The following is a 23990-nucleotide window of genomic DNA, read 5'->3' on the forward strand; positions in this document are numbered from 1 at the left end:
TGCGGCATCCTGATGATGCCGGTGTTTTCTTCTCACTCACGAAGAGCCTCTTGCTCTTTTGCGGGTCGCAAAGTTCGGCGTTTTCTACTTAAGCACCAAAATTTTCTTCTCTTTTTTTTCAGCGACCTTCTCTTTATCTCAAGAACCGTGCCACTTGCCTCCCTTTCTCTGGAAGCGGATGCAAAGGTAAGAACTTTTTCTCTGCTTGCAATAAAAAAGAAGAAATTTATTTTCTGTCTCTTTTCTCCGTTGCTTCCTTCTGAAGCGGGTTGCAAAGGTACGAAGAGTTTCGCTCTTTGCAATGCAGCGAAAGAAGTTTTTTCTTCTTCCCCACCCTTCCTTTTCTTCACGTAGAGGCTGTGTTACCAAGCCCTCCCTTTCCCCTTCCTGCCGAAGCGGGATGCAAAGGTAGGTATCTTTTCCTGCTTTGCAAGGGGCAGCATGAGGAAAACCTCCTGCCCCTCTCCTCCCCCGCCGCAAGTGCCTGACACTGCGGGGGAAAACCTTCTAAAACGCCTGTAAGTTTTTTCTCAGGCCTGCCCGAGAAGGTGAGCCTGGCGCCCTGTCCCTTAGGTTGCCCCCACGGTGTTTTTACTGTTCCGTTTCCTTTCCAGGTCCGGACGCTGGGAAGTAACAGTAGCCCAAGAGCCGGAAGTTCCAGAGAAAAGATAAATTCTTTAGGAGCTTTTTCTCTGCCTTTACCTGCTTCTCTGGTACTAGGGAATGACACAGAGATGTATTTCCTCAATTGTGGGGTACAATATTCCTCAAAGACATCCAGTATGGTTTTTCTTTTCTCTTTACTTTGCCTGCAGAAAGGAACAAAAAAGGCAGGGAAAATTTCTCCCTGCCTTCCTGCTACATTAAATACTTTTCTTTAAGCGTTTTTTGGTTTCTTATAAAGTGGCACTGTACTGCAGGGTTCTCCATACATAACGCTATTGGCAACAGGTAACAACTTTCTCATTACCTCTACATAAGCATAAGTAGGCACAGGTATGCTTCCGCAGCCTTTCACAACAACTTTTGCATCTCTGTATTCCTCCGAATCAATTTTAGCGATAGCCTCCTGCATCATCGCCTGCTCCAGTGCCTCCATATCTCCGAATACATAATAGTTGGCGTGGTTCTGTAGCTTAGTTGCCAGCAGCATATAGGCCCAGGTGGGAACAATGGCATCGGCACTACATATAATAGCCACGTTCTTTCCATCATACGCTGACCAATCATTTTCCTTTACAAAGGCCCGGAAGTCTTTTTCCTTCAGAATAAGACCATGGAAAAGATTGTCTTTTATATCATACACTACGCGCTCTCCCGGATGCAGCAGCAACTCCAGGTTTAGGGTTACCAGCGCGCTTTGCGCAACTTTATTTATTAACTCTGACATAGTTCTGTTTTATTTTGTGCCTTTACCTGCACTTGTTATGTAAACATCCTTAAGGTAGAAGGGTTCATAATAGGCTACATCTTCAAAGGATTTTTCCTCATACTTCTGTAGCGCCAACTGCCCTATTGTTTTAGCTGATGGCAGCACCCCATCTATAAACAGCGCATGCTCCGAATCTGTTACCAGATCTTTGAACTTCTGCGCTCCACTCCCAAAGAAGATAATCGGCTGGTTTTTGAGCTTGTCTCTAAATGTCTGCTCATCCAGCACAACTGGTTCAATTGGGCTAACCTCCTGCAGTTTACTGTTGAGCAGGCAGGTATATACCTCCATCCGCCGCGCATCCAGCATCGGACAGAAAAGGTAGCGTTCCGGATTCGGGGTGGTTGCTATCACCTGCGCCGCTAACCCGTAGAGTGTTGACACCTCCAGCAGCGGGATATCGAGGGAGTAGCACAAGCCCTTCGCTGTGGAAGAACCAATCCGAAGCCCGGTATAGGATCCCGGCCCTCCGGATACAGCCACTGCGCTTAACTCTTCCAAAGCAGCTCCACAATTCTCCACCAACTGCGATACCATAACTGTAATGTGTGATGAGTGAGACTTCTCTATTTGCAGTTCCGAAGCGCCTAGCAGTTGCTGTTCCTTGAACAGGGCAATAGAGCAAACAGTGGTAGAAGTTTCGAGTGCTAGTAATAGTGACATGTTCTGAAATTAAATGTGCAACAAAATTAGCCTAACAAAGCCAAGGAACCAAAAGCTCTGCTACCGAGCAGAAAGCAAAAGAGGGTGGCACATCACTGCACCACCCTCTCTTTTTAGCTATCAGCTTAGTTACTCTTTAAATAGGAGTTGTACTTCTGTTGGTCCTTTAACACCTGCTTTGCCATCAATATGTTCGGATCATCATCGAAAGTTGACTCGATATATCCTTTTTGCAGATAATAACGCGAAGCGATTTCAGCCTCCAGCACTTCCTTTATCTCCGCTTTAAAGCGCATCAAATCGTTTGCCTTATTATGAGACACTTTCTTTTTAATTGCCTCCAGTTCCGCTTTAATGTCATCATAATGTTTTCCTTCTTTCGCTTTATTGGCTAAGTCTTCCAGTTCGCTTTCAATGCCTGTGCGATAGGACACATCTTTATCTCCCAAGAAAGCGACAAAATCCTGATACTCTTTATCTGTTAGCTTGAAATCTTTAGCAGATGGAATAGTAGCATGCTCCGCCTTATACTTGTTGGCATATTCAAAATAATGGCCTTTAGAAGCTATGGCTTTGGTGATATCAGAAAACGCCTGCTGCTCTACCTCTACATCAGGGCGCACACCACCTCCGTCATACACAACCCGTCCGTTCGCTGTTTGAAAAGCAACCCGCAGTGAATCTGCAATTTTACCAACGCTACCGTCCTCATTGCGATGCGCATAATCAATTGCCTGAATGCAGCGCCCGCTTGGTATATAGTATTTAGCTGTTGTTACCTTCAGTTGTGAGTTATAGGAAAGTGGTCGGGTAGCTTGCACCAGGCCTTTACCAAAAGTCCGCTCTCCTACCAGCACAGCACGGTCATAATCCTGCATAACGCCGGCCACGATCTCAGAAGCTGAAGCACTTCGGGAAGAGGTTAAGATAACAAGAGGCACATCTTTATCCAATGGATCATCCAGCGACTTATAGGTTTTGTTCCAGTCCGTCACCTTTCCTTTGGTACTTACAATGTCTTTTCCTTTATCCACGAATACATTCGAGATATTTACCGCCTCATGCAGCAAACCACCCGGATTGTCACGTAAATCAAAGATAATCTTCTTAGCACCCTGCTCTTTCAGCTTCTGCACCGCCATTCTTACTTCTTTAGAAGCATCCACAGTGAAGCCAGAGAGTTGGAAGTAGCCTATTTCACTGTCAATCATGCCATAGTAGGGCACGTTCTCCACCATGATGTTGGAGCGCGTAAGCTCTACCGTTCTGCCTTTCGACTGTCCATAGCTTCGTATCTCTAGTTTTACGGTTGTATTTGCCTGCCCCTTGAGCATCTTACTGACATCACTGGTAGACTTACCTGTTACCGCTACGCCATTAATTTTCAGGATTTCGTCGCCAATAACCAGGCCTGCTTTTTGGGCCGGGGAGCTTTCATAAGGCATTTGCACCACTACTTTTCCATCGCGGTTACCGATAACAGCACCAATACCGCCGTACTGACCTGTGGTCATGGTGCGGAAATCTTCAATATCGTCTTCGGGAATATAGTTGGTGTAAGGGTCCAGCGACTTGAGCATCGCGTCGATACCGGTACGCATCATTTGTGCAGGAGGCACATCGTCTACGTAATAGGTGTTTACCTCTTTGAATAAGGTGGCAAAAACATCGAGGTTTTTAGCTATTTCAAAATACTTGTCTGATTCTGATTTGAACGAGAACAGGCCTAAGCCCAATGTTCCAATCAGAAGGCCTGTTATATACTTTTTATACATAATTCCGCGGTTAAGGACGAGGTAAGACTACTTAATCAAACAACGTTCCAAACCTGAAATTAGTTTTTTCTGGATAGAATCAAAGGGCTTTTTTTCTTTACCAATATAGAGAATACCCAATAGCTGCGGAGCCTGCGCCGGGTTCTGGTAAAGGATGTGCTTGTTTAGGCGGTATGCCTCCCGTATCTGCCGCTTCAGGCGGTTGCGATCGGTGGCGCGCTTAAAATAACGTTTAGAAACGGAAATGAGCACCTGGGGCTGCCCAGGAGGCACATCTTGCGGCGTGTAGTACACAAACCGCAACGGGTATACATTAAAAGAAGAACCCTTGCTAAATAGCAGCGCGATGAGGCGCTTACTACACAAGCGTTCTTCTTTTGAAAATGTATAGAGAGGTGGCTGCTCTGCTTTATGTTCGCCTGCTGGCTCTGTGTGCATCAGCGGAAACGACGAGCGAAGCTATCCCGGTCAGGGATTAGGCCGCCTTATGTCTTTTTTCGTCAGAAACAGTTAGTCTCTTTCTGCCTTTGGCTCTTCTGCTGGCCAATACTCTTCTACCGTTTGCGGTTTCCATTCTTGATCTGAAACCGTGCTTGTTTCTTCTTTTTCTCTGAGAAGGCTGGAATGTTCTTTTCATCGTATGCCAATGGTTTTATTATGGCCTGCAAAATTAGGCAACCTTTTGTAAATTAGCAATGTCAGGCACCAATATTCTTCAAAAAACTCTATCAAAAGATGCTGAACAGCCGTTGAAGCAGCAATAGAGGTCAAATTATAATGCTAGACTCCCTTCAAAAATGATAAACTACCGCATTTCGTACACCAATCCGCTCACGCATTTTCTTGACATTACCCTTACCATTTCGAAGAATCAGCAGGAGGAACTGTACCTGCAACTACCAGCCTGGCGCCCCGGCCGTTATGAACTGCAGCATTTTGCCCAGAAGTTGCGGGACATCACAGCCAGTGCTAATGGGCAAGCTGTACCTATCAGCAAAGTGACCAAAGACCGATGGCTGGTTAAAGCTGGCGGAGCTGAGACAGTGGAGATTCGATACAGCTTCTTTGCGCGCCAGATGGATGCCGGCGGTTCGTGGCTGGACGAGGAGCAGCTGTACCTGAACCCCATCAACTGCCTGATGGCGGTGGAGGGGCTGGAACAGGAGCCCTGCCAGTTGCAACTCAGCATACCCGAAGGCTGGCAGATTGCCTGCGGACTACCCGAGAAAGAAAAGCACGTGTTAGAAGCGCCTAACTTCGATGCCCTTGTAGACAGCCCCTTTATTGCCAGCGGCAGCCTGAAGAAGGAAACGTTTGAGGTAGATAATATCCCGTTTCACATCTGGATACAGGGCGACTGCCAACCAGGCTGGGAAAAGATTAAAAGGGACTTTGCCGCCTTCACCAAAGAGCAACTGGAGGTGTTTAGCGATTTCCCGGTGCCGGAGTACCACTACCTGAACGAGATACTGCCTTACCGCTTTTATCACGGAGTGGAGCATAGCCACTCTACCGTTATTACGCTTGGCCCGGGTGAACTGCTCATGCAGCCGAGCCTGTACAAAGAGTTTATCGGGGTAAGCTCGCATGAACTGTTCCATACCTGGAACATCAAGAAGATACGACCTAAGGAAATGCTGCCCTATAACTTTGTGCAGGAGAATTACTTCCGGACAGGCTATGTGGCGGAAGGCATCACCACCTACTACGGCGACTATATACTGGCGCGGTCGGGGGTGTTCACGGCAGCACAATATTTTGAGGAGCTGAATACGACACTGCAGCGCTATTTCGCAGACTACAGCCGCCACAACCTCTCCGTCGCCGACTCCTCTTTCGACCTGTGGCTGGATGGCTACAAACCCGGCATCCCCGACCGCAAGGTATCCATCTATATAAAAGGTGCGCTTACTGCCCTGCTGCTTGACCTGCAACTGCGCCAGGCAACACACAACACAGCCTCTCTCGACACGGTGATGCGCAAAATGTGGGAAAACTTCGGAAAAAGAGACATCGGCTATACTGAGCAGGATTATGCCCGCTTGGTGGAGGAGGTAGCGGAGCGATCGCTTCAACCTTATTTCGACAAGTACATAAACGGAACCGCACCGCTTGAGCCTGCTTTAGATGAAGCATTGCAATATGTTGGCTGCACCCTAAAAGAACAGGAAAATCCGCTGCTGCACGAGGGCAGATACGGCTTTAAGGTTTCATCTGACCAGGTAGTGAAAGTAACGGCCATTGCCCCGGACGCTCCTGCCAGCAAGGTGCTGAGTATAGAGGATGAGTTAATAGCCCTGAATGGCCGCAAATTAGAGAACAACCTGCAGCAGCTGCTCTCGCTACAGCCAGATGCGGTAGAGCTAACGCTGTTCCGGGAGAAGCAACTACGGGTAGTGCAGTTAGAGCCGGATGGAAAAAGCTATTACAGCAAGTTCACGATTGAGAAACGCGCAGACGCCACAGAAGAACAGAAGCAGAACTTTAAGTTGTGGCTGAAGCAGGAGTTTTGAGGATAACAAAAGATATTTAGACAAAAGGTTGAAACGGCCGCCTGTAGCTGCCTTTCTACTACTGTCATCTCGAACGCTAGTGAGAGATCTGATATCTTCGTAGGCTTAGCAGTAGAACAAGACGCAAAATGTTCATGTTTTCAGAGATCCATGAGTATTCCACATCTGACACAGATCTCTCACTAGCGTTCGAGATGACACAAACGAACGATACAGGAAAAAGTCTTTTGTCATCTATCTTCAAATCTTTGTCTAGTTAAAAAGCAGCTTCAGGTAAAAAGAAGGTTGCTTAAGACGTTCACGCAGGTCCAGGTCGTTGAACATGCAGGAGATAGTTTCGGCCAGGGCTTTGTTCTTAGAAGCTTTGGACGCTACCTGGTTAAAGAGCCACGGGTAGTTCAGCAGCTGCTGCATTTTCCGGCTCAGCTTCAGCTCTTTCCAAAGGCGGTTATACACAGCGGCGTCATAACCTTGCATGAAGGCTGCTGAGAAGTTCTGCTCCTGCAGGCAAGCCGCTGCCTGTTCAGCTGCCCACCTCCCGCTAATCATGGCATTACTGATACCTTCTCCGGTAAAGGGGTCTATCAGAGCGCCGGCATCACCCACCAACATATAGTTATCACCAGAAATGCTTCTTTTTTTAGAGCCAAGCGGCAGGCCATAGCCTTTGATGTCGCCAATGAGTTCGGCGTTGGAGAAGCGCTTTTGTAGCTTCGGGTGCGTTTGGATCATCCGGAGCATTTCTTTTTTCAAATTCACTTTCTTTTTGCTCACGGCGCTGCTCAGCATGCCCACACCCACATTGGCATGGCCGTTTGGAAGCGGAAAAATCCAGAAGTAGCCAGGCAGAAAGTCTTTGAAAAAATGAAGCTCGATAAAGTTATCCTGGTCCAGCGCCGCCACATTTTTATAGTAGGCGCGCAATCCGGCACAATAGTGCTCCGGCTCCTGCTGTAACTGGGCCACATGCCGTGCAAACCCCGACTGCGCCCCGTTGGCGGCAATTAATAGCTTTGCCTGTACCTGTGGCTGCCCATCCTTGCCAGAGAGGATAAAGCTGCCATCCTGCTGCCGTTCGTATTGTGTCAGCTCTACCCCTTCCCACAACTGCACCTCAGGGCGCTGCTTTACCTGCTCTATCAGAAAATTATCGAAATGTATGCGTTTAGAGATATAGCCTGCCGGGATATCCTGAACTTTATTGTAGTTATACTTGAACGGCACACTCAGTTGCTGCCCTCCGGGAGAGATAAAGTGTATTCCCCAGGACGGCAGCTGCTCCTCCTGCTGGCTAAACAAAACGGGCAATTCCGGCGCAATGCGCCGCAGCTCGTTCACTACCTTGCCACTTAGGGCATCGCCGCAGACTTTATCACGAGGAAAGGTAGCCCTGTCAATCAGGAGGGACGGGATGCCTTTGTTAGCGAGGTGAAGCGCCGCCGTTGCGCCGCCGGGGCCTGCCCCCAGAATACAGATATCGGTTTGGTACATGCAATAAGGTATGAACAAAACGAAAGATAAGGATTTACGGCCTCTGCTGCACACCCTGAAAGCACAAAAAAAGAGGACGACCCTACAGGCCGTCCTCCTTCTATATTTTCATAGTTGTTATTTTGCTTATAATAACACTAAAGCCAAATCATCCTGATCTGTGTTTAGCATTAGTATTGTTACCACCTTTGGCGAGGTTTCGCTGTGGGTTCTGTACAGTCGTTGAACCAGTCTGCGCTATCTTTTGTGCGGGGTCCAAAGATATGTCTTCGTTATGCCCGTCCTTCCAGCGCTTATCTTCTGTAATATCAGATATTGGTCTTTCGGCCTGCTTCTGTAGTCTCTCTTTATTGCTTTCTTTATCTCTATTATTATCGTTCATAGTCTGTCTCCTCTTTTAGTGTCCGTCTCTTCGTTTACTCTATACTAAGTTTTACCCCCTAAGCCCGCGTTTTGTTACATACAGGCAAAATCATTCCTGTACTGCCAGCTCCTCTTAAATGCAAAAAGGGAGGCCAAAGCCCCCCTTTCTCTTATTCATTATGTATCGCTAAACTACGGCAGTATGGTGTCGAAAGCTACAAGGTTCACAAACCGCTGTACGCGCTGGTCAATCTCCTCCTGCGTCAGGTTTTTCAGGCGCTCTGTACCGAATTTCTCCACACAGAACGAAGCCAGTGCAGAACCATAGATTACAGCCCGCTTCATGTTTTCGAAACTGGTATCGCCGGTGCTGGCAATGTACCCAATAAAACCACCGGCAAAGGTATCGCCGGCTCCGGTTGGGTCGAATACTTCTTCTAATGGCAGGGCTGGTGCAAAGAACACTTTATCCTCGTTGAACAACAGGGCACCGTGTTCGCCTTTTTTAATGATAAGGAATTTTGGCCCCAACGCCATGATAGCCTTTGCTGCTTTTACCAGAGAATATTCCCCGCTCAACTGGCGTGCCTCTTCATCATTGATAGAAAGCACATCCACCAGCCCTATTGTCGCTTTCAATTCATCCAGGGCAATGTCCATCCAGAAATTCATAGTATCCATCACCACCAGCTTCGGGCGCTCATTCAGGCGCTCAATTACTGTCCGCTGCACCTGCGGGGCCAGGTTACCCAGCATCAGGTATTCGCAGCCCTGGTAGCTATCCGGGATAATCGGGTCGAAATCGCCCAACACATTCAGCTCAGTCACCAGCGTTTCGCGGCTGTTCATGTCGTTAAAATAGCGGCCAGACCAGAAGAACGACTTCTCATTCTCCTTTACCTGTACACCCTCGGTGCTGATATTGCGCTGGTGCATCAACTGGATGTGGTCCTGGTCAAAGTCACCTCCCACCACAGATACCACATTTACAGGCTTCACAAAGTAAGAAGCCGATAAGGAGATATATGTGGCCGCACCACCTACAATTTTGTCTGTTTTCCCGAAAGGTGTCTCCAGCGCATCAAACGCCATTGAACCTACTACTACTAAGCTCATATTTTTATCAGTTACGAATTATGAATTACGAATGATGAATGGGGCAAAGGATGTGTTACCACAAAACCTTAGTTACTTTCTCCCACTCCTACTGCGAAAGCTTTCGCCGTTGTTGTGTGTTATCACCAACAACTCATTTGTTGTTTCATTGCTGAATGGCCTTGTTCATTTAACAATGAGACCAACTATCCAACCATAGAGCAATTTAACCATTAAAATAAAAAAGCCCTTGAAGTTAGCTTCAAGGGCTTGGGGTGGAAGATGGGGCTCGAACCCACGACCCCCAGAATCACAATCTGGTGCTCTAACCGACTGAGCTACAACCACCGTGTCTCGTTTGAGTGTGCAAATATACAGAGGAATTGAAACAATGCAATAACCTGGCGCATTTTTTTACCTCAAAAAATAGACACCTGAGGCTAAGCCACTACAAATCAGAAATATATTTTCTCTGTATATTCAAGTCCTTTTCTGCAGATTTACCTGTCGAACAACAAGCGTTCGCCTTTTTTACTTTCATCAAAAGCACCATCAGCAAAAGCCAGGTGCCCCGACACAAAGGTATGGGTAATCGTGCTGTGGAAGGTATGGTTCTCGAAAGGAGACCAGTTACACTGGTAATAAATGTTGTCTTTGCTAACGGTATAGGGCCTATTTGCATCTACCAGCACCAGGTCGGCCCAGTAGCCTTCTCTTATATAACCGCGCTCCCGCACATTAAACAGTGTGGCTGGGGCATGGCACATTTTCTCCACTACTTTTTCCAGCGTTAACTTACCCTCCCGCACAAACTCCAGCATCATCTGCAACGAGTGCTGCACCAAAGGCACACCCGACGGCGCTTTCTTGTACGTGCCCTGCTTCTCTTCCCAAGTATGCGGCGCATGGTCCGTGGCAATAATGTCCAGCTTATCGTCCAGCAGCCCCTGGAGCAAAGCCTTTTTATGCCGAGCCTCTTTTATGGCAGGGTTGCACTTGATTTGTGAGCCAAAGGTGTCGTAATTTTCTTTATCGAACCACATGTGGTGCACGCACAGTTCTGCCGTAATGCGCTTCTGCTCCAGCGGAATATCGTTGCGGAAAAGCTTCAGTTCTTCTTCAGTGGAAATATGCAGGATGTGCAGGCGTGTGTTGTGCTTCTCTGCCAGCTTCACAGCCATAAACGAAGACTTAAAGCAGGCCGCCTCATTTCTGATTTCCGGGTGGCACTTTACAGGGATATCGTCTCCGTACTTCTCTTCATAAACAGCCATGTTGTCGCGTATCGTCTGCTCGTCTTCGCAATGCACGGCAATAGGCAGCTTGGCTTTCGAGAAAATCTCCTCCAGCGTTTCCACATTGTCCACCAGCATGTTGCCTGTAGAGGACCCCATGAATATTTTGATGCCGCATACTGTGTTGGGGTTGGTCAGCAGCACCTCCGACAGGTTGTCGTTGGTGGCCCCCATAAAGAAGGAGTAATTGGCCAGCGATGTTTCAGCGGCTATTTTATACTTGTCTTCCAGCAGTTCCTGCGTTATGGCATTGGGAACTGTGTTCGGCATTTCCATAAACGAAGTAACACCGCCAGCCACAGCCGCCTTGGCTTCAGAGCCAATGGTTGCCTTGTGTGTGAGGCCCGGCTCCCGGAAGTGTACCTGGTCGTCGATGATGCCAGGCAGCAGGTGCAGCCCAGTAGCATCAATAACCTCATCAGCTTCGGCCGTGATGTTTTGGCCGACCTGCGCAATGCGTCCGTCTTTTATCAGTACATCGGAAGTGGTGATGCTTCCTTCGTTAACTAGCTGTGCGTTCTTTATAAGCGTACTTTTCATATTGCTAAGATAGGGGATGATAGCCTGAATCAACAACACAAAAGCAAATAATCAAAATTCTCCCCCCTGTTGCAGGCTGTTACAACCGCCCCTGCCTACATATGCCCCGAAACAGAGAAGCTCTTACTGTAGTAAACAACCGAAACAGCAGCTTTTTAAATTAAAAATGAATCAACGCTTTTCCCTCCGGCAATTTAACCAGGTGCTGCTGGCGCTGCTGTTGTTCTTTGGCATCCTTTACCTTGCCAGGGACTTCATGGTGCCTGTCGCGATTGGTGGTTTGTTTGCCATGCTGCTCGCCCCTGCCTGCCGGAAACTCGAGAAATGGGGCATCCACCCTACCCTGGCTGCCATACTCTGTGTGCTGGCCGTCGTTATCCTGCTTATTTTACTGATTATCGTACTCATTGACCAACTGACGGCACTGGCCTACGACCTTCCCCGGCTCGATTACAAGCTTACTGAGCTGCTGGACGAGGCGCATCAGTATGTAAAAGAAAACTTTGATGTTTCGAGGGAAAAGCAGAATGAGTACATACAACGAAGCCTCAGAAGCTCGCTGCAGTATATTGGCATTTACCTTCAAAGCTTGTTTCTTTTTGCGAGCTCCCTGCTGGTCAGCTTTATCATTGTAATGAGCTATACGCTCCTGTTTCTACTTTACAGGAGGAGACTGAAAACCTTTATTTCGCGCCTTACCAAAAGTTACAACTCGAACGCACATGAAATAGTAGGCAAGATTACCACTGTTGCCAGTTCTTACATTTCAGGAGTTTTCCTGGTTGTCTTCATCCTTACAGTCATCAACACATTAGGACTGATGGTGATAGGCATAGACCATGCCTTGCTGTTTGGATTGCTGGCGGGCCTCCTGAACATCATCCCATACCTCGGCTCCCTTGCAGGCAGCCTGATTCCTGTATTATTTGCCTTGCTTACCAAAGACTCGCTCTGGACGCCATTAGTGGTTGCCATCTTCTTTCTGGTGGTGCAGCAAATTGAAAGCTATATCCTCACTCCAAACATTACGGGTGCAAAGATAAAGCTCAACCCAATGGCCACACTCATGGTCCTGCTGCTGGGAAGTGCTATATGGGGAATAGTGGGCATGGTGCTTTTTGTTCCTTACCTGGGCATTGCTAAAGTTATTTTTGACAACATAGACCGGCTAAAGCCCTTTGGTTTTGTGCTTGGCAAGGATGGAGAAGAGGAGTACAAATGACCTATTCTGAACCGCCTGTACCTCCCTACCATAAAATTACCGTACTTTTGTAAATAAACCGAAAGTAAATGAACACAGCCATGGCAGAAGAAGCAGAGAAAGAAACAACCACATTCGAAGATTTTAAGCTGAACAAACAACTGCTGAATGCCATTGAAGAAGCTGGTTATGAAAAACCGACTCCTATACAGCAGCAGGCCATACCACTTATTCTGAATGGCCAGGATGTATTGGGTATTGCCCAGACAGGCACAGGCAAAACCGCAGCCTATCTCCTGCCCCTTTTGATGAAAGTGAAGTATGCGCAAGGCATGAACCCGAGGGCTGCCATTATTGCCCCTACCCGCGAACTGGCTATGCAGATAGAAGAGAACATCGCCCTGCTGGCCAAATATACCGACCTGCGCTTCACAGCTATTTATGGAGGACTGGGTCCTAAAACGCAGATAGAAACCATCAACAAAGGATTGGATATAGTTGTGGCTACGCCCAAGCGCCTGATGGAGCTATACCTGAAGGGAGAACTGGTTCTGAAAGAGCTGAAAACGCTGATACTGGACGAGGCCGATAAAATGATGGACATGGGCTTTATGCCGCAGATCCGCCAGATACTGGAGGTGATTCCGCGCAAGCGCCAGAACCTGTTGTTCTCGGCCACCATGCCGGAGAAAGTCGTGACCCTTTCAGAGGAGTTCCTGGAATTCCCGACACGCGTGGAGGTAACGCCGCAGGCTACTCCGGTAGAAACCGTAAGCCAGGTGCTGTACCAGGTGCCGAACCTGCGCACTAAAATAGCCCTGCTGGAGCACCTGATTCAGGACGAGGAAAAGCTGAACCGCGTCATCATCTTTACCAGGAGCAAGAAGAATGCGGAGAGCGTATCCAGGTTTATAGAACACCGGAACTACGGTGAGGTACGTGCTATACACGGCAATAAGGGGCAGAATACCCGTATTAATTCGATGGAGGCTTTTAAAGGCGGAGAAGTGCGCTTCCTGGTAGCTACTGATGTGGCAGCACGTGGTATTGATGTGACCATGGTGAGCCACGTGATTAATTTCGATGTGCCGTTTGTTTACGAGGATTATGTGCACCGCATTGGCCGCACGGGCCGTGCTGAAAACGAAGGCATCGCCATTACGTTTGCCAACGAGGCAGAGATGTACCACATCCGCAAGATTGAGAAGCTGATACGGATGCAGATACCTGAACTGCCTTTACCGGCAGAGGTGGAAATATTTAAAACACCTTTTGAAGAGCAACAGGAAATAGCCAAGTCCATCGACCACCTGAAGCGCCAGGAAAACCCGGACTTTAAAGGTGCTTTCCACGAAAAGAAAGCTATTCCGAAAGGTAAGCCGAAGCAAAGCAAAGGAGACCCCAAAGCATCCTTCTGGAAAAAGACAAAGAAGAAAGGAAGTAAGAAGCGGTAAATAAAATAAAAAGGGAAGCCTATCACGCTTCCCTTTTTATTTTACTTCTTTATCCATTCTATAAGTACTTCGCTACTATATCGCCAAACTCAAAAACCATTAGGGTGAGTGTGGCACTCCAGAAAACAGAGCTCCAGAACATATGCACAAAAATGTGTTTGCGCGGAGCACCCAGCAGAGCGGCCACAATTGTGCCAACAATAGGTGTGAGCAGAATAGGCGTCAGAAAAGCGACACCCGACACCCCAAAACGCGTCCAGACCTGCACAATGCGGCGGTTCTTTGAAGTGAAGCGGGGCTTCTGTTTGGCACGCTGCCGCTTGGAGTACCACTCCGACACAGCCTTGCCTATCACAGAGAAAATTACCACGCTCGTCATCATACCCGCAACTGTGAGTAGTGCTGTCTCAAAATAAGACAAGCCAAGGGATATCCCGGTCAATGGTCCTCCGAAGAATTTCACCATACTAACTAGGTACACAGAAAGGTACTTTAATAAATCTATTAACACGTCTAAAAACTAATATTGCACTCTACAAGACGAATAGCTGTCGTACAGTTGTATACGCACTACAGGAGCTGCATTCGTATAACAATTCAAATAATATCATAAGACAATTATTTGAAACACAATACATTGAGCAGGTACTGAGTAACAGCCGTGAAGTGGCAAAGGTTCAGGCTAAATTTTAGGACCGAAAGCTAGATCACCGGCATCGCCCAGGCCGGGCACAATATAAGAACGTTCGTTTAAATGATCGTCCAGGGCTCCTAACCACAGCATGGCCCCTGGCATTTCCTGCTGCACATGCGCCACACCCTCCGGCGAAGCAATGGCCGCTGCCACATGCACCTGCTTGGGCTCGCCATGGCGCAGCATTCCTTTATAAGCCTTCACCAGAGAACGGCCGGTAGCCAGCATAGGGTCTGCCAGAATGAGTATTTTATCGTGCAGGTTGGTAGAGGCCAGGTACTCCATGTTAATCTGCAGTTCCGTATTTTCTTCTTCCACACGATAAGCTCCCACAAAAGTACTGTACGCTCTATCAAAATAGTTCAGCATGCCATTGTACAGCGGCAGGCCGGCTCTCAGAATAGTGGCCAGCACAGGCTGTTCAGCCAGCAGCACTGTCTGGGTGTCAGCCAGCGGTGTGGTAAGTGTTGCTGCAGTGTAAGGCAGCTTTTTAGAGATTTCATAAGCCAGCAACTCCCCCAGGCGCTCCAGGTTACGCCGGAAACGCATGCTGTCGCCATGCACCTTTACATCGCGCAACTCGGCGATAAAATGGTTTGCTAATGAAGGCGTCTGCGTCAGGATGTGGATGTTGCTTTTGTCCATGTGAGATACTGTAAATTGTGTTCCTGCTCTAAAGATACGTAAGGTCCGGGCGTTCCGCCAAAACCGCAGTACATTTTAGCACTTTGCCTTCCTGCTAAAGGCAGGTAATGTAACATAAGACAATTTTCAGAGGTAAATGTCCCCGGTAAAGTATAAAACTGAATTGTTAACCGAAAAATCAGTACAAAACAGTACATTCGTGTTTCATTTAACCGATTTCCCTGAATAGCTTTATGCTCATAAAACGTATACTTTGTGCTCTGGGCCTGTCTCTTGCTGCCGGGTCTGTCGCACAGGCGCAGGATGTGTATGTGCCCTATAACCAGGATGTGTACCACTGGATAGACCGTTACCAGATAAAGTACGGCGACCAGGTACCTCAATTACAAACGGCCGTTCGGCCATATGGCCGGCAGAATGTAGCAGCCCTGGCGGAGGTAAGCGCCCGCAATGCCATCACAGCCGTAGACCAGTTCAACACGCAGTACCTGCTGAACGATAACTGGAACTACACCAACCAGGATAACAACGAAAGCAAGCGGCCCATCCTGAAATACTTCTATCAGAACAAAACAGACCTATACAGCTTTCAGAACGAGCATTTCACACTGCGTATCAACCCTGTGCTGCACCTGGAAGCAGGCCTGGACAACCAGACAGACGGTATGCGCTACATCAACACACGTGGCGTGCAGATAGAGGGAACCATAGACGGGAAGTTCGGTTTTTATACCTTTATCGGGGAAAACCAGGCCCGCTTTCCGGGTTATGTGATGGATCGGATTGCACGCGATGGCGTGGTGCCACATGAAGGACTGTGGAAAAGGTTCAAAGAGAACGGGTATGACTTTCTTACGGCAAGAGGTTACCTGAACTACGCGCTTTCCAGGCATGTGGAAATACAGCTGGGCCACGACCGCCATGTGATAGGTGACGGCTACCGCTCTCTTGTATATTCTGACTATGCACCTCCTGCTTTTTTCCTGAAGCTGAACACCAACGTTTGGAAGCTGCACTACATGAACCTGTTCCAGGAGCTTACTGCGGACTACAGACGCGGCGGGGGCGATATTCTGTTCCCTAAAAAGTACATGGCCCTGCACCGCCTGGGCCTTAATGTAACCGACAACTTTAATATAGGACTGTTTGAGCAGGTTGTGTTTGCCCGCGGCAAAGGCCGGTTTGAACTACAGTACCTGAACCCTGTTATTTTTTACAGAAGCATTGAGCAAAACATCGGTAGCGAAGACAACGCGTTGCTGGGTGCCGACTTCCGCTGGAATATCCTGAACCGTGTACAGCTGTACGGCCAGCTCATGCTGGATGAATTCCTGCTAAGTGAGGTTAGAGCATCTAATGGCTGGTGGGCTAACAAACAGGCGGGGCAAATCGGCGCTAAATACATCGACGCATTTGGCCTGAGCAACCTTGACCTCCAGGGAGAAGTCAACATTATACGCCCCTATACCTACCAGCACATGGACCAGTTCAGGAACTACCAGCATTACAGGCAGCCCCTGGCACACCCCATTGGTGCCAATCTGTATGAGCTGATAGGTATTGTGCGCTACCAGCCTATTCCGCGCCTCAACCTGACGGGCAAAGCCATCGCCACCCGTTATGGGCAGGATATTGTAACGGCCCTGGATACCCTGAACTATGGGGGTAATGTAAACCTGTCTTACCTTGACCGCGTTTCTGGCTACGGCAACGAGATTGGCCAGGGCATTACCACAAATCAGCTGCACCTCGACCTGACGGCCACTTTCCAGCTTCGCCACAATATGTTCCTGGACCTGAAGCAAATCATCCGCCGGACTGATGCGGAGATCAACACCCTCGATCGGAACACAGCCTTCACTTCTTTTGCTTTCCGCTGGAATATTCCACAGCGTTTGCATGAGTTTTAGAGAGCCCATGACACACAGAAATGCAAAAGGCAGAGAGGAAACTTTCTGCCTTTTGCATTTCTGTCCTTTCTATCTTTTAATAAGTATCTTTGCGGCGGCAAAGGCAAAGAGCAGCAACCTTTTCCGGTGTTTATTTAATTTAACTAAAGGTTAACACCAGCAGGTGTTACTCCAGAAGTTGCCCGCCAGCAGAAAAGGCGATGTGCAGAAGCAGCGGCAGGCAACAACCTATAACAGCATGAAGACCTACCTTCGCATACTACAGTTTGCCAGACCCTATAGCCGGTTTGTGCCGCTTTACTCCATTTATACCATTTTAGGCATCATCTTCGGCATTTTTAACTTTGCACTGATCATTCCTTTGCTGAACGTCCTGTTTGCACAGGTTGGCACCGAAGATGCAACTACCATGGTGACGCAAAGGCCGGAGTTCAGCCTCAGCATCGATTTCTTCTCTGATTTCTTCAACTACTATTTCGGGCAGGTTATTCTGCAGGAGGGCCGCCAGGGCGCTCTGCTATTTGTGTGTGTGGTGGTTATTATCTCCATCTTTCTGGCAAACCTGTTCCGTTACCTCGCCTTCCGGATTGTGGGAGCCCTGCGGGCGCACGTAGTCCGCAAAATGCGCCACGCCATTTACCAGCGCGTAACGGAACTGCACCTCGGCTACTTCTCAAACGAGCGCAAAGGCGACCTGATGACCCGCCTGACAGTAGACATACAGGAGGTGGAGAACTCTGTTGTGAACACATTAACAGTCATCATCAGAGAACCTATCGCTATCATCGCTTACTTTGCCGTGCTCTTTACCATGTCGGTAAAGCTGACGCTGTTCACGCTTATACTGCTGCCTTTATCCGGTGGAGTGATAGCGGGTATTTCGAAGCGGCTGAAGCGCAAAGCCAAAGAGGGTCAGGATTCTCTTAGCTTTATCCTGACCATAATAGACGAAACCCTCAGCGGCATGCGGGTGGTGAAGGCCTTTAATGCAGAACCGTTTATTCTGAACAAATTCCATAGCCAGAACAACCGCTATGCCCGCATCCAGCGCTCCATTGCCAATAAGCGCGACCTGGCTTCTCCACTTTCTGAATTTCTGGGAGTAACAGTGGTAGCTGGCCTGCTATACTACGGCGGTAACCTGGTGCTGAACCAGCAGTCTGAGTTGCAGCCGGCAGAGTTTATCGCCTACATCATCCTTTTCTCGCAGGTACTGGTGCCGGCAAAAGCCATGTCAGCCTCCTTCAGCAATATACAGCGTGGTTTGGTTTCCGGCGACAGGGTACTGCAGGTGATTGATACCCAACCGGCTATTGTGAATAAACCTGATGCAAAGGTGTTGCCCCGGTTCGAGCATCAGATTGAATTTGAACGGGTAAGCTTTGGCTATGGCGACAAGCAGGTACTGCAGGACATTAGCTTCACCATCGAAAAAGGAAAAACAGTGGCCTTGGTAGGCCCCTCGGGCGGCGGCAAATCTACCCTTGCTGACCTGATCCCGCGCTTCTATGACCCCACGGCAGGTGCTATTTACATTGACGGCCACGACATCCGGGACTATACCATGGAGTCGGTGCGGGATAAAATCGGGGTTGTTACGCAGGAGTCTATCCTCTTTAACGACACTATCTTCAACAACATCGCTTTCAATAAAGTAGACGCCACAGAAGAGGAAGTGATAGCCGCCGCTAAAATTGCCAACGCCCATGAATTCATCATAAACGCGGAGCACGGCTACAATACAGTTATCGGGGACCGTGGCAGCAAACTTTCAGGCGGCCAACGGCAGCGCCTGAGCATTGCCAGGGCCATTCTTAAAAACCCGCCTATTCTTATTTTAGATGAGGCCACTTCTGCACTGGACACCGAATCAGAGAAACTGGTACAGGAGGCGCTTACCAATCTGATGCGAAACAGAACCTCTATTGTGATTGCGCACCGCCTGAGTACCATTCAGCACGCCGATGAAATACTGGTGCTGCAGCAGGGACGCATTGTAGAGCGCGGCACCCATGAGGAGTTGCAGCAGTACAGAGGTTTGTATGCAAAACTGACGCAAATGCAGCTGACGGCATAGGGGTACAGCGGCTATATACAGGACCACTGTGGTGGCTTTAAGAGCCACTGTTACCGGAAAGCCATATTTTCTTCTTAATTTTGAGGAAACATATTGTTGCACCAAAACCAGGAATAAAGCATGAAAGCCCTAAAAGCGATTCTTGATTTATCTGTATTGGCCTACACCGTGTTCATTGTACTTCTATTAACCACTGTACTCAACGAGAACACTATTTTTGATATTACTTCAGAAAACCAGGCACTCACTCTTTATAAAATATTAGCTGCCGCAGGCTGTTTACTGATGCTGGTAAGGCTACTGGCAAATCACCTGCACATTGCCGACATGAAGTATGACCGCCACCAGGCACAGCTAAAAATAAACGAACTGAAGGTAGACCTTTACGAGAAGCGCCAGGCATTCAGGAGCAGCAGCTACAAAAAAGCACAGCCCAAAGAAGAGGCTGATACAGCGTATTAAAACCTATAAATGACATCCAATACTATACTGGCAGAGTTGACGCAGGCACAGGAAGTGCTCAGTGCTTTCCTGGCTGACCCAAAGAGCATCTCTTCCATTGAGCAGGCAGCAGATGCCATGGCCGAAGCTGTAAGCAACGGCGGCAAAATTCTAAGCTGCGGCAACGGTGGCTCTATGTGTGATGCCATGCACTTTGCTGAAGAACTTACCGGCCGCTACCGCAACGACCGCCGTGCATTGCCAGCCATTGCCATTGCAGACCAGAGCCACATAAGCTGCGTGAGCAACGACTACGGCTACGACGCTGTATTCTCCCGCTATCTGGAAGCACTGGGAAACGCTGGCGATGTGTTACTGGCAATCAGCACCAGTGGAAACTCGGGCAACATCATCAAAGCAGCGGAGGCAGCCAAAGGCAGAGGCATGAAAGTAGTTGGCCTTACGGGCAAAGACGGCGGAAAACTGGCCCCGCTTTGTGATGTGGAGGTACGTGTTCCCCACTTCGGCTACGCCGACCGTGTGCAGGAAGTACATATCAAGGTCATTCATATCCTGATATTGCTGCTCGAACAGAAACTCACATAGGTCAAACCTGCACAACGGCTTTCTAGCTGTGTGTACAACAGCCAAGGACCAAAGGCCACAGCAATCTTTAGCGTGGCCTTTTTTTCTGCTACATCCTGGCCCGTGCCAAAGGGAACAGCGCCCTGAGTTGTTAAAGCAAGGCTACATCCTTCTGCTCTTCTACTTTCAAAGCAGATTCGGAATCAATTGAACCTAGTTGTTGTTGCGCCTCGTAGTCTTCATAAAATCACATCTAATAAAGCAGAAATACATGCTCATTAAAACCTACGGAGGCGCCGTGCATGGCGTTAATGCCTACACCATCACCATAGAAGTAAATGTTAGCGCTGGTACAAAATACTTTCTGGTAGGTCTGCCTGATAACGCTGTAAAAGAAGGAGAGCAGCGTATAGAGTCTGCGCTGAAGCAGTTTGGCTATAAGATACCCCGGCAGAAAGTAGTTATCAACATGGCTCCTGCCGATATCCGCAAGGAAGGCGCTTCCTACGACCTTGCAATTGCAATGGGAATAATGGCTGCTTCCGGGCAAATGGCATCTGATAAAGTTTTGCAGTACATGATTATGGGAGAACTGTCGCTGGATGGTTCGCTTCGCCCAATAAAGGGCGTGCTGCCCATCGCCATACAGGCCCGCAAAGAAGGTTTTAAAGGCATTATACTTCCTGCACAGAACACCACAGAGGCTGCTATTGTCAATAACCTCGATGTTATTGGAGTGAACAACATACAGGAAGCAGTTGAGTTTCTGGATGGCAAACGGGAGATAAAACCGGTGGTCATAGATACAAGGGATGTCTTTCAGGCGGCGGCAGATCAGTATGCTGCTGACTTTGCCGATGTGCAGGGGCAGGAGAATATTAAGCGTGCCCTGGAGATTGCCGCAGCGGGAGGCCACAACGTCATCATGATAGGCCCTCCGGGTGCCGGCAAAACCATGCTGGCCAAGCGCCTGCCTTCTATCCTTCCGCCGCTCTCCATGCACGAGGCACTGGAAACTACCAAGATTCACTCAGTGGCGGGCAAGTTGGGGGAGGCAGCTTCTTTGCTTACCACACGCCCTTACCGCTCGCCGCACCACACCATATCTGATGTAGCGCTTGTGGGAGGAGGAGGCGTTCCGCAGCCAGGTGAAATATCGTTGGCACATAATGGGGTGCTGTTTTTAGATGAACTTCCTGAATTTAAGCGCACGGTACTGGAGGTAATGCGCCAGCCACTGGAGGAACGGCGTGTCACCATTTCGCGTGCCAGGACCACTCTTGATTTTCCGGCTAACTTCATGCTGGTAGCCAGCATGAACCCCTGCCCGTGCGGCTATTACAACCACCCGGAGAAAGAGTGCGTGTGCGGCCCCGGTGTAGTACAGCGTTACCTGAACAAGGTGAGCGGCCCCTTGCTGGACCGTATTGACCTGCACGTGGAGGTAACACCGGTTACGTTCGACGAGATGACAGCCACACGCAAGGCAGAAGACAGTGCCTCTGTTCGGGAGCGGGTGGAGCAGGCGCGTAAGTTGCAGACACAGCGTTTTAAAGACATACCACAGGTACATTCCAACGCCATGATGCCCTCTCAGATGGTAAAGGAAGTTTGTCAGATAAATGAGGCGGGCCGCAACTTGCTGAAGACAGCCATGGAACGCCTCGGGCTTTCGGCACGCGCCTATGACCGCATCCTGAAAGTGAGCAGAACAATAGCCGACCTTGCAGGAAACGATACAATTAAAATTGAACACTTAGCAGAGGCAATTCAGTACCGCAGCCTCGACAGGGAAGGCTGGGCTGGCTAAGCCAGATGTTAAAATAGTGTTTAGCAGAAGCGGCAGCACCTTACGTCTGCCGCTTTTACGCTCACTAAAGCTATAGTTAAGTTACCACGCCTGCAATTGTATATCACCAAAAATCGGGAGCAGGCTCAGACTTTTGTAAAATCACTGCGTAATAGCTTTACATCAGGCAAAGGCTATAATGCTTTGGCCGGATATTTCATTTTTAGTGTTTTTCACGAACGAGTTAAACGAGTAAGTGAATGAAAAAGGTTTGTTTGTTTTTTGCTTTGATGGTAGCCACCGTCGTTGTCGTACAGGCGCAGCCACGGTTCGGAGTGCGGGGAGGAATTAACTATTCTGGTATCTCAGGCAGTAATGTTGATAACCTGGACAGGGTATACGGCTTCCACGCAGGTGTTACCTCCCAGTTTTATGTCACACCAGACACTTTTCTGACGCTACACCCAGAAATACTTTTTTCCCAAAGAGGAGCTAAAAGAGAGGTTGATAACTTCGAGTTAAGGATGAGTTATATTGATGTACCTGTCCTGGCCCGTATCAACGCCGGCCCCATTTATTTTGAGGGCGGCCCACAGGTGTCGGTAAGAATCCGGGATGATTTAACAGCTGACAGGGATGATGTCATATACAGGCGGGAATTGCTCAGGCGCGCCAATTTTAGTTATGTTGCCGGTGTAGGTTTTGCTGCCACCAGGCTCGGGCTAAACATAGGCGTCCGCTATGTAGGAGATGTATCAAACCTGAACAATACCGATGACGTGCCAAATGTACGCAACAATGCATTCATGCTAACTGTTGGTTACGTATTCCCCCGCAAACCACGACCTATAGAAACAGAATACGAGATAGAAACAGAGACAGAGTACGAAACAGAAACACAAATTGACTAACACTTGCCTTAGTACAACCTAAAACTATGAAATCAAAAGCCCGTCTTGCCGTCGGGCTTTTTTATTCTTCCTCCGGCAGGCCGTTTACCCGTAAATTCACCTCCCTCACATATTATTCTTACCTATATAGTTTCAAGCTATATTTTGGCCTGTTTGTTGCAAGCTGCTCGTTAGCATGCATGCCAGGGCCAATAGGCGATAACCAGAGAAGACTGCTTTAAACAGTCCGGGCAGGTTTAGCTTGTCGGATAATTTAACCACAGTATTATTTCTTTACTAACCCGTATCCTGTTCGCTTGGAGCAGATACAACAAACCAATGATGATTATGAAAAAGCTACTATCCGTTTTTGCTTTTGCGCTGATTTCAGTTACGGCAGCTCAGGCTCAATCTGGCTTAGGTGTCAGAGGTGGAGCAAACCTTTCCAATCTTGAAGGGGACCTGAGAAACGAATCACTTTATGACAGCAAGTGGGGCTTTCATGGGGGCCTTACGCTGAACATAGGAATAATTGACAATTTTTTCTCGATTCAGCCAGAACTGCTCTACTCTAATAAAGGATTTAAAAACGCCGACGAAGAATACACTTTGCCTAACCAGACAACCCCGCTTTACCGCCGGGTGGGTAAGGTAAACTACAACTATATTGATTTACCGGTACTAGCGAAAATCAAGGCAGGTCCTCTGTATTTTGAGGCTGGTCCGCAGGCATCTTACCTTCTAAGCGTAAAAGATGAAACGAGTGTGTATGCTGACAACAATCTTGTTTCGTCTACCACCACTGTAATAGATCGCGACAACATGAGGAAGTTTGAGCTTGGATATGCTGCCGGTGTTGGCATTGCAGCCGGCAAACGCCTGAGCATTGGAGTACGCTACAATGGCAGCCTGAATGATTTTGTAGACAACACGCCGGACAACTACTTTAACGAAGACATCAGAAATGCAAGAAACTCAGTATTCATGCTAACTGTTGGCGTGTCCTTAACCAAATAACTCCGGCACACTTTTCTGCTGAATCTTTGCCAGCCTCTCAATCAGGGGGGCTGGCTTTTTTTATGGTATTACCTGTCACCATAAACTCTTTTGTTACAGCCATAGTAAACAAGCTTAAGC

At 48.4% G+C, this 23990-nt stretch carries 22 protein-coding genes and 1 tRNA gene; 11 read left to right on the plus strand and 12 right to left on the minus strand.

Annotated features, from left to right (window positions below):
• A partial coding sequence (locus ACYVB1_RS10580) for a hypothetical protein (RefSeq protein WP_460923547.1) occupies nt 1-354 on the plus strand: 354 nt, incomplete at its 5' end.
• 523 nt (nt 355-877) lie between these two features.
• Here ACYVB1_RS10580 and ACYVB1_RS10585 read toward each other — a convergent pair.
• The 5 genes from ACYVB1_RS10585 to rpmH all read right to left on the minus strand — a co-directional run bounded on the left by ACYVB1_RS10585 (nt 878) and on the right by rpmH (nt 4507).
• Nucleotides 878-1390, minus strand: coding sequence for a DUF2480 family protein (locus ACYVB1_RS10585; protein ID WP_460923548.1), 513 nt, complete (start codon nt 1388-1390; stop codon nt 878-880).
• 9 nt (nt 1391-1399) lie between these two features.
• Nucleotides 1400-2095 (minus strand): tRNA (adenosine(37)-N6)-threonylcarbamoyltransferase complex dimerization subunit type 1 TsaB, encoded by a 696-nt coding sequence (gene tsaB, locus ACYVB1_RS10590; RefSeq protein ID WP_460923549.1) that lies wholly within the window; start codon nt 2093-2095, stop codon nt 1400-1402.
• Nucleotides 2096-2220: 125 nt separating this feature from the next.
• Complete coding sequence (locus ACYVB1_RS10595) at nt 2221-3870, minus strand: S41 family peptidase (RefSeq protein WP_460923550.1); 1650 nt, start codon at nt 3868-3870, stop codon at nt 2221-2223.
• Between the two features lie 27 nt (nt 3871-3897).
• Complete coding sequence (locus ACYVB1_RS10600; protein WP_460923551.1) at nt 3898-4308, minus strand: ribonuclease P protein component; 411 nt, start codon at nt 4306-4308, stop codon at nt 3898-3900.
• Nucleotides 4309-4345: 37 nt separating this feature from the next.
• Nucleotides 4346-4507 carry a 50S ribosomal protein L34 gene (gene rpmH / locus ACYVB1_RS10605; protein WP_162347583.1) on the minus strand — a complete coding sequence of 54 codons (162 nt, stop codon included), beginning with the start codon at nt 4505-4507 and terminating at the stop codon, nt 4346-4348.
• Nucleotides 4508-4667: 160 nt separating this feature from the next.
• Between rpmH and ACYVB1_RS10610 the strand changes: the two genes are divergently transcribed.
• Nucleotides 4668-6383 carry a M61 family metallopeptidase gene (locus ACYVB1_RS10610; protein ID WP_460923552.1) on the plus strand — a complete coding sequence of 572 codons (1716 nt, stop codon included), beginning with the start codon at nt 4668-4670 and terminating at the stop codon, nt 6381-6383.
• 252 nt (nt 6384-6635) lie between these two features.
• Here ACYVB1_RS10610 and ACYVB1_RS10615 read toward each other — a convergent pair whose 3' ends face one another.
• The 5 genes from ACYVB1_RS10615 to ACYVB1_RS10635 form a co-directional block, all read right to left on the minus strand.
• A complete protein-coding gene (locus tag ACYVB1_RS10615; protein ID WP_460923553.1) occupies nt 6636-7874 on the minus strand; it encodes an NAD(P)/FAD-dependent oxidoreductase in 1239 nt (412 codons plus the stop codon).
• Between the two features lie 148 nt (nt 7875-8022).
• Nucleotides 8023-8256 carry a hypothetical protein gene (locus ACYVB1_RS10620; RefSeq protein ID WP_460923554.1) on the minus strand — a complete coding sequence of 78 codons (234 nt, stop codon included), beginning with the start codon at nt 8254-8256 and terminating at the stop codon, nt 8023-8025.
• A gap of 173 nt (nt 8257-8429) precedes the next feature.
• On the minus strand, nt 8430-9353 hold the full coding sequence (locus ACYVB1_RS10625) for a PfkB family carbohydrate kinase (protein ID WP_460923555.1): 924 nt from the start codon (nt 9351-9353) through the stop codon (nt 8430-8432).
• Between the two features lie 250 nt (nt 9354-9603).
• A tRNA-His gene (locus ACYVB1_RS10630) sits at nt 9604-9680 on the minus strand.
• Nucleotides 9681-9832: 152 nt separating this feature from the next.
• Nucleotides 9833-11167, minus strand: a complete 1335-nt coding sequence (locus ACYVB1_RS10635) for a dihydroorotase (protein ID WP_460923556.1) — start codon at nt 11165-11167, stop codon at nt 9833-9835.
• Between the two features lie 166 nt (nt 11168-11333).
• Between ACYVB1_RS10635 and ACYVB1_RS10640 the strand changes: the two genes are divergently transcribed.
• Together ACYVB1_RS10640 and ACYVB1_RS10645 are read left to right on the plus strand one after the other, a co-directional pair.
• Nucleotides 11334-12389 carry an AI-2E family transporter gene (locus ACYVB1_RS10640; RefSeq protein ID WP_460923557.1) on the plus strand — a complete coding sequence of 352 codons (1056 nt, stop codon included), beginning with the start codon at nt 11334-11336 and terminating at the stop codon, nt 12387-12389.
• 80 nt (nt 12390-12469) lie between these two features.
• Nucleotides 12470-13822 carry a DEAD/DEAH box helicase gene (locus ACYVB1_RS10645; protein ID WP_460923558.1) on the plus strand — a complete coding sequence of 451 codons (1353 nt, stop codon included), beginning with the start codon at nt 12470-12472 and terminating at the stop codon, nt 13820-13822.
• Nucleotides 13823-13880: 58 nt separating this feature from the next.
• Here ACYVB1_RS10645 and ACYVB1_RS10650 read toward each other — a convergent pair whose 3' ends face one another.
• Both ACYVB1_RS10650 and upp read right to left on the minus strand, forming a co-directional pair.
• Nucleotides 13881-14288: a small multi-drug export protein gene (locus tag ACYVB1_RS10650; protein WP_460923559.1), complete on the minus strand. Its 408-nt coding sequence runs from the start codon at nt 14286-14288 to the stop codon at nt 13881-13883.
• Between the two features lie 216 nt (nt 14289-14504).
• Nucleotides 14505-15161 (minus strand): uracil phosphoribosyltransferase, encoded by a 657-nt coding sequence (upp, locus tag ACYVB1_RS10655; RefSeq protein ID WP_460923560.1) that lies wholly within the window; start codon nt 15159-15161, stop codon nt 14505-14507.
• A gap of 233 nt (nt 15162-15394) precedes the next feature.
• On the opposite strand from upp, the gene ACYVB1_RS10660 reads away from it, so the two are divergent.
• The 7 genes from ACYVB1_RS10660 to ACYVB1_RS10690 all read left to right on the plus strand — a co-directional run bounded on the left by ACYVB1_RS10660 (nt 15395) and on the right by ACYVB1_RS10690 (nt 23870).
• The gene (locus ACYVB1_RS10660) at nt 15395-17071 is read left to right on the plus strand and encodes a hypothetical protein (RefSeq protein WP_460923561.1); all 1677 of its coding nucleotides are present in this window, start codon (nt 15395-15397) and stop codon (nt 17069-17071) included.
• 238 nt (nt 17072-17309) lie between these two features.
• Nucleotides 17310-19148: an ABC transporter ATP-binding protein gene (locus ACYVB1_RS10665; protein WP_460923562.1), complete on the plus strand. Its 1839-nt coding sequence runs from the start codon at nt 17310-17312 to the stop codon at nt 19146-19148.
• Between the two features lie 120 nt (nt 19149-19268).
• Nucleotides 19269-19610 carry a hypothetical protein gene (locus tag ACYVB1_RS10670; RefSeq protein ID WP_460923563.1) on the plus strand — a complete coding sequence of 114 codons (342 nt, stop codon included), beginning with the start codon at nt 19269-19271 and terminating at the stop codon, nt 19608-19610.
• A gap of 9 nt (nt 19611-19619) precedes the next feature.
• Complete coding sequence (lpcA, locus tag ACYVB1_RS10675) at nt 19620-20195, plus strand: D-sedoheptulose 7-phosphate isomerase (RefSeq protein WP_460923564.1); 576 nt, start codon at nt 19620-19622, stop codon at nt 20193-20195.
• 250 nt (nt 20196-20445) lie between these two features.
• Nucleotides 20446-21984 (plus strand): YifB family Mg chelatase-like AAA ATPase, encoded by a 1539-nt coding sequence (locus ACYVB1_RS10680; RefSeq protein WP_460923565.1) that lies wholly within the window; start codon nt 20446-20448, stop codon nt 21982-21984.
• Nucleotides 21985-22223: 239 nt separating this feature from the next.
• Nucleotides 22224-22874: a porin family protein gene (locus tag ACYVB1_RS10685; RefSeq protein WP_460923566.1), complete on the plus strand. Its 651-nt coding sequence runs from the start codon at nt 22224-22226 to the stop codon at nt 22872-22874.
• 327 nt (nt 22875-23201) lie between these two features.
• Nucleotides 23202-23870, plus strand: a complete 669-nt coding sequence (locus ACYVB1_RS10690) for a porin family protein (RefSeq protein WP_460923567.1) — start codon at nt 23202-23204, stop codon at nt 23868-23870.
• The last annotated feature ends 120 nt before the right edge of the window (nt 23871-23990 follow it).

Source organism: Pontibacter brevis, from assembly GCF_054779655.1.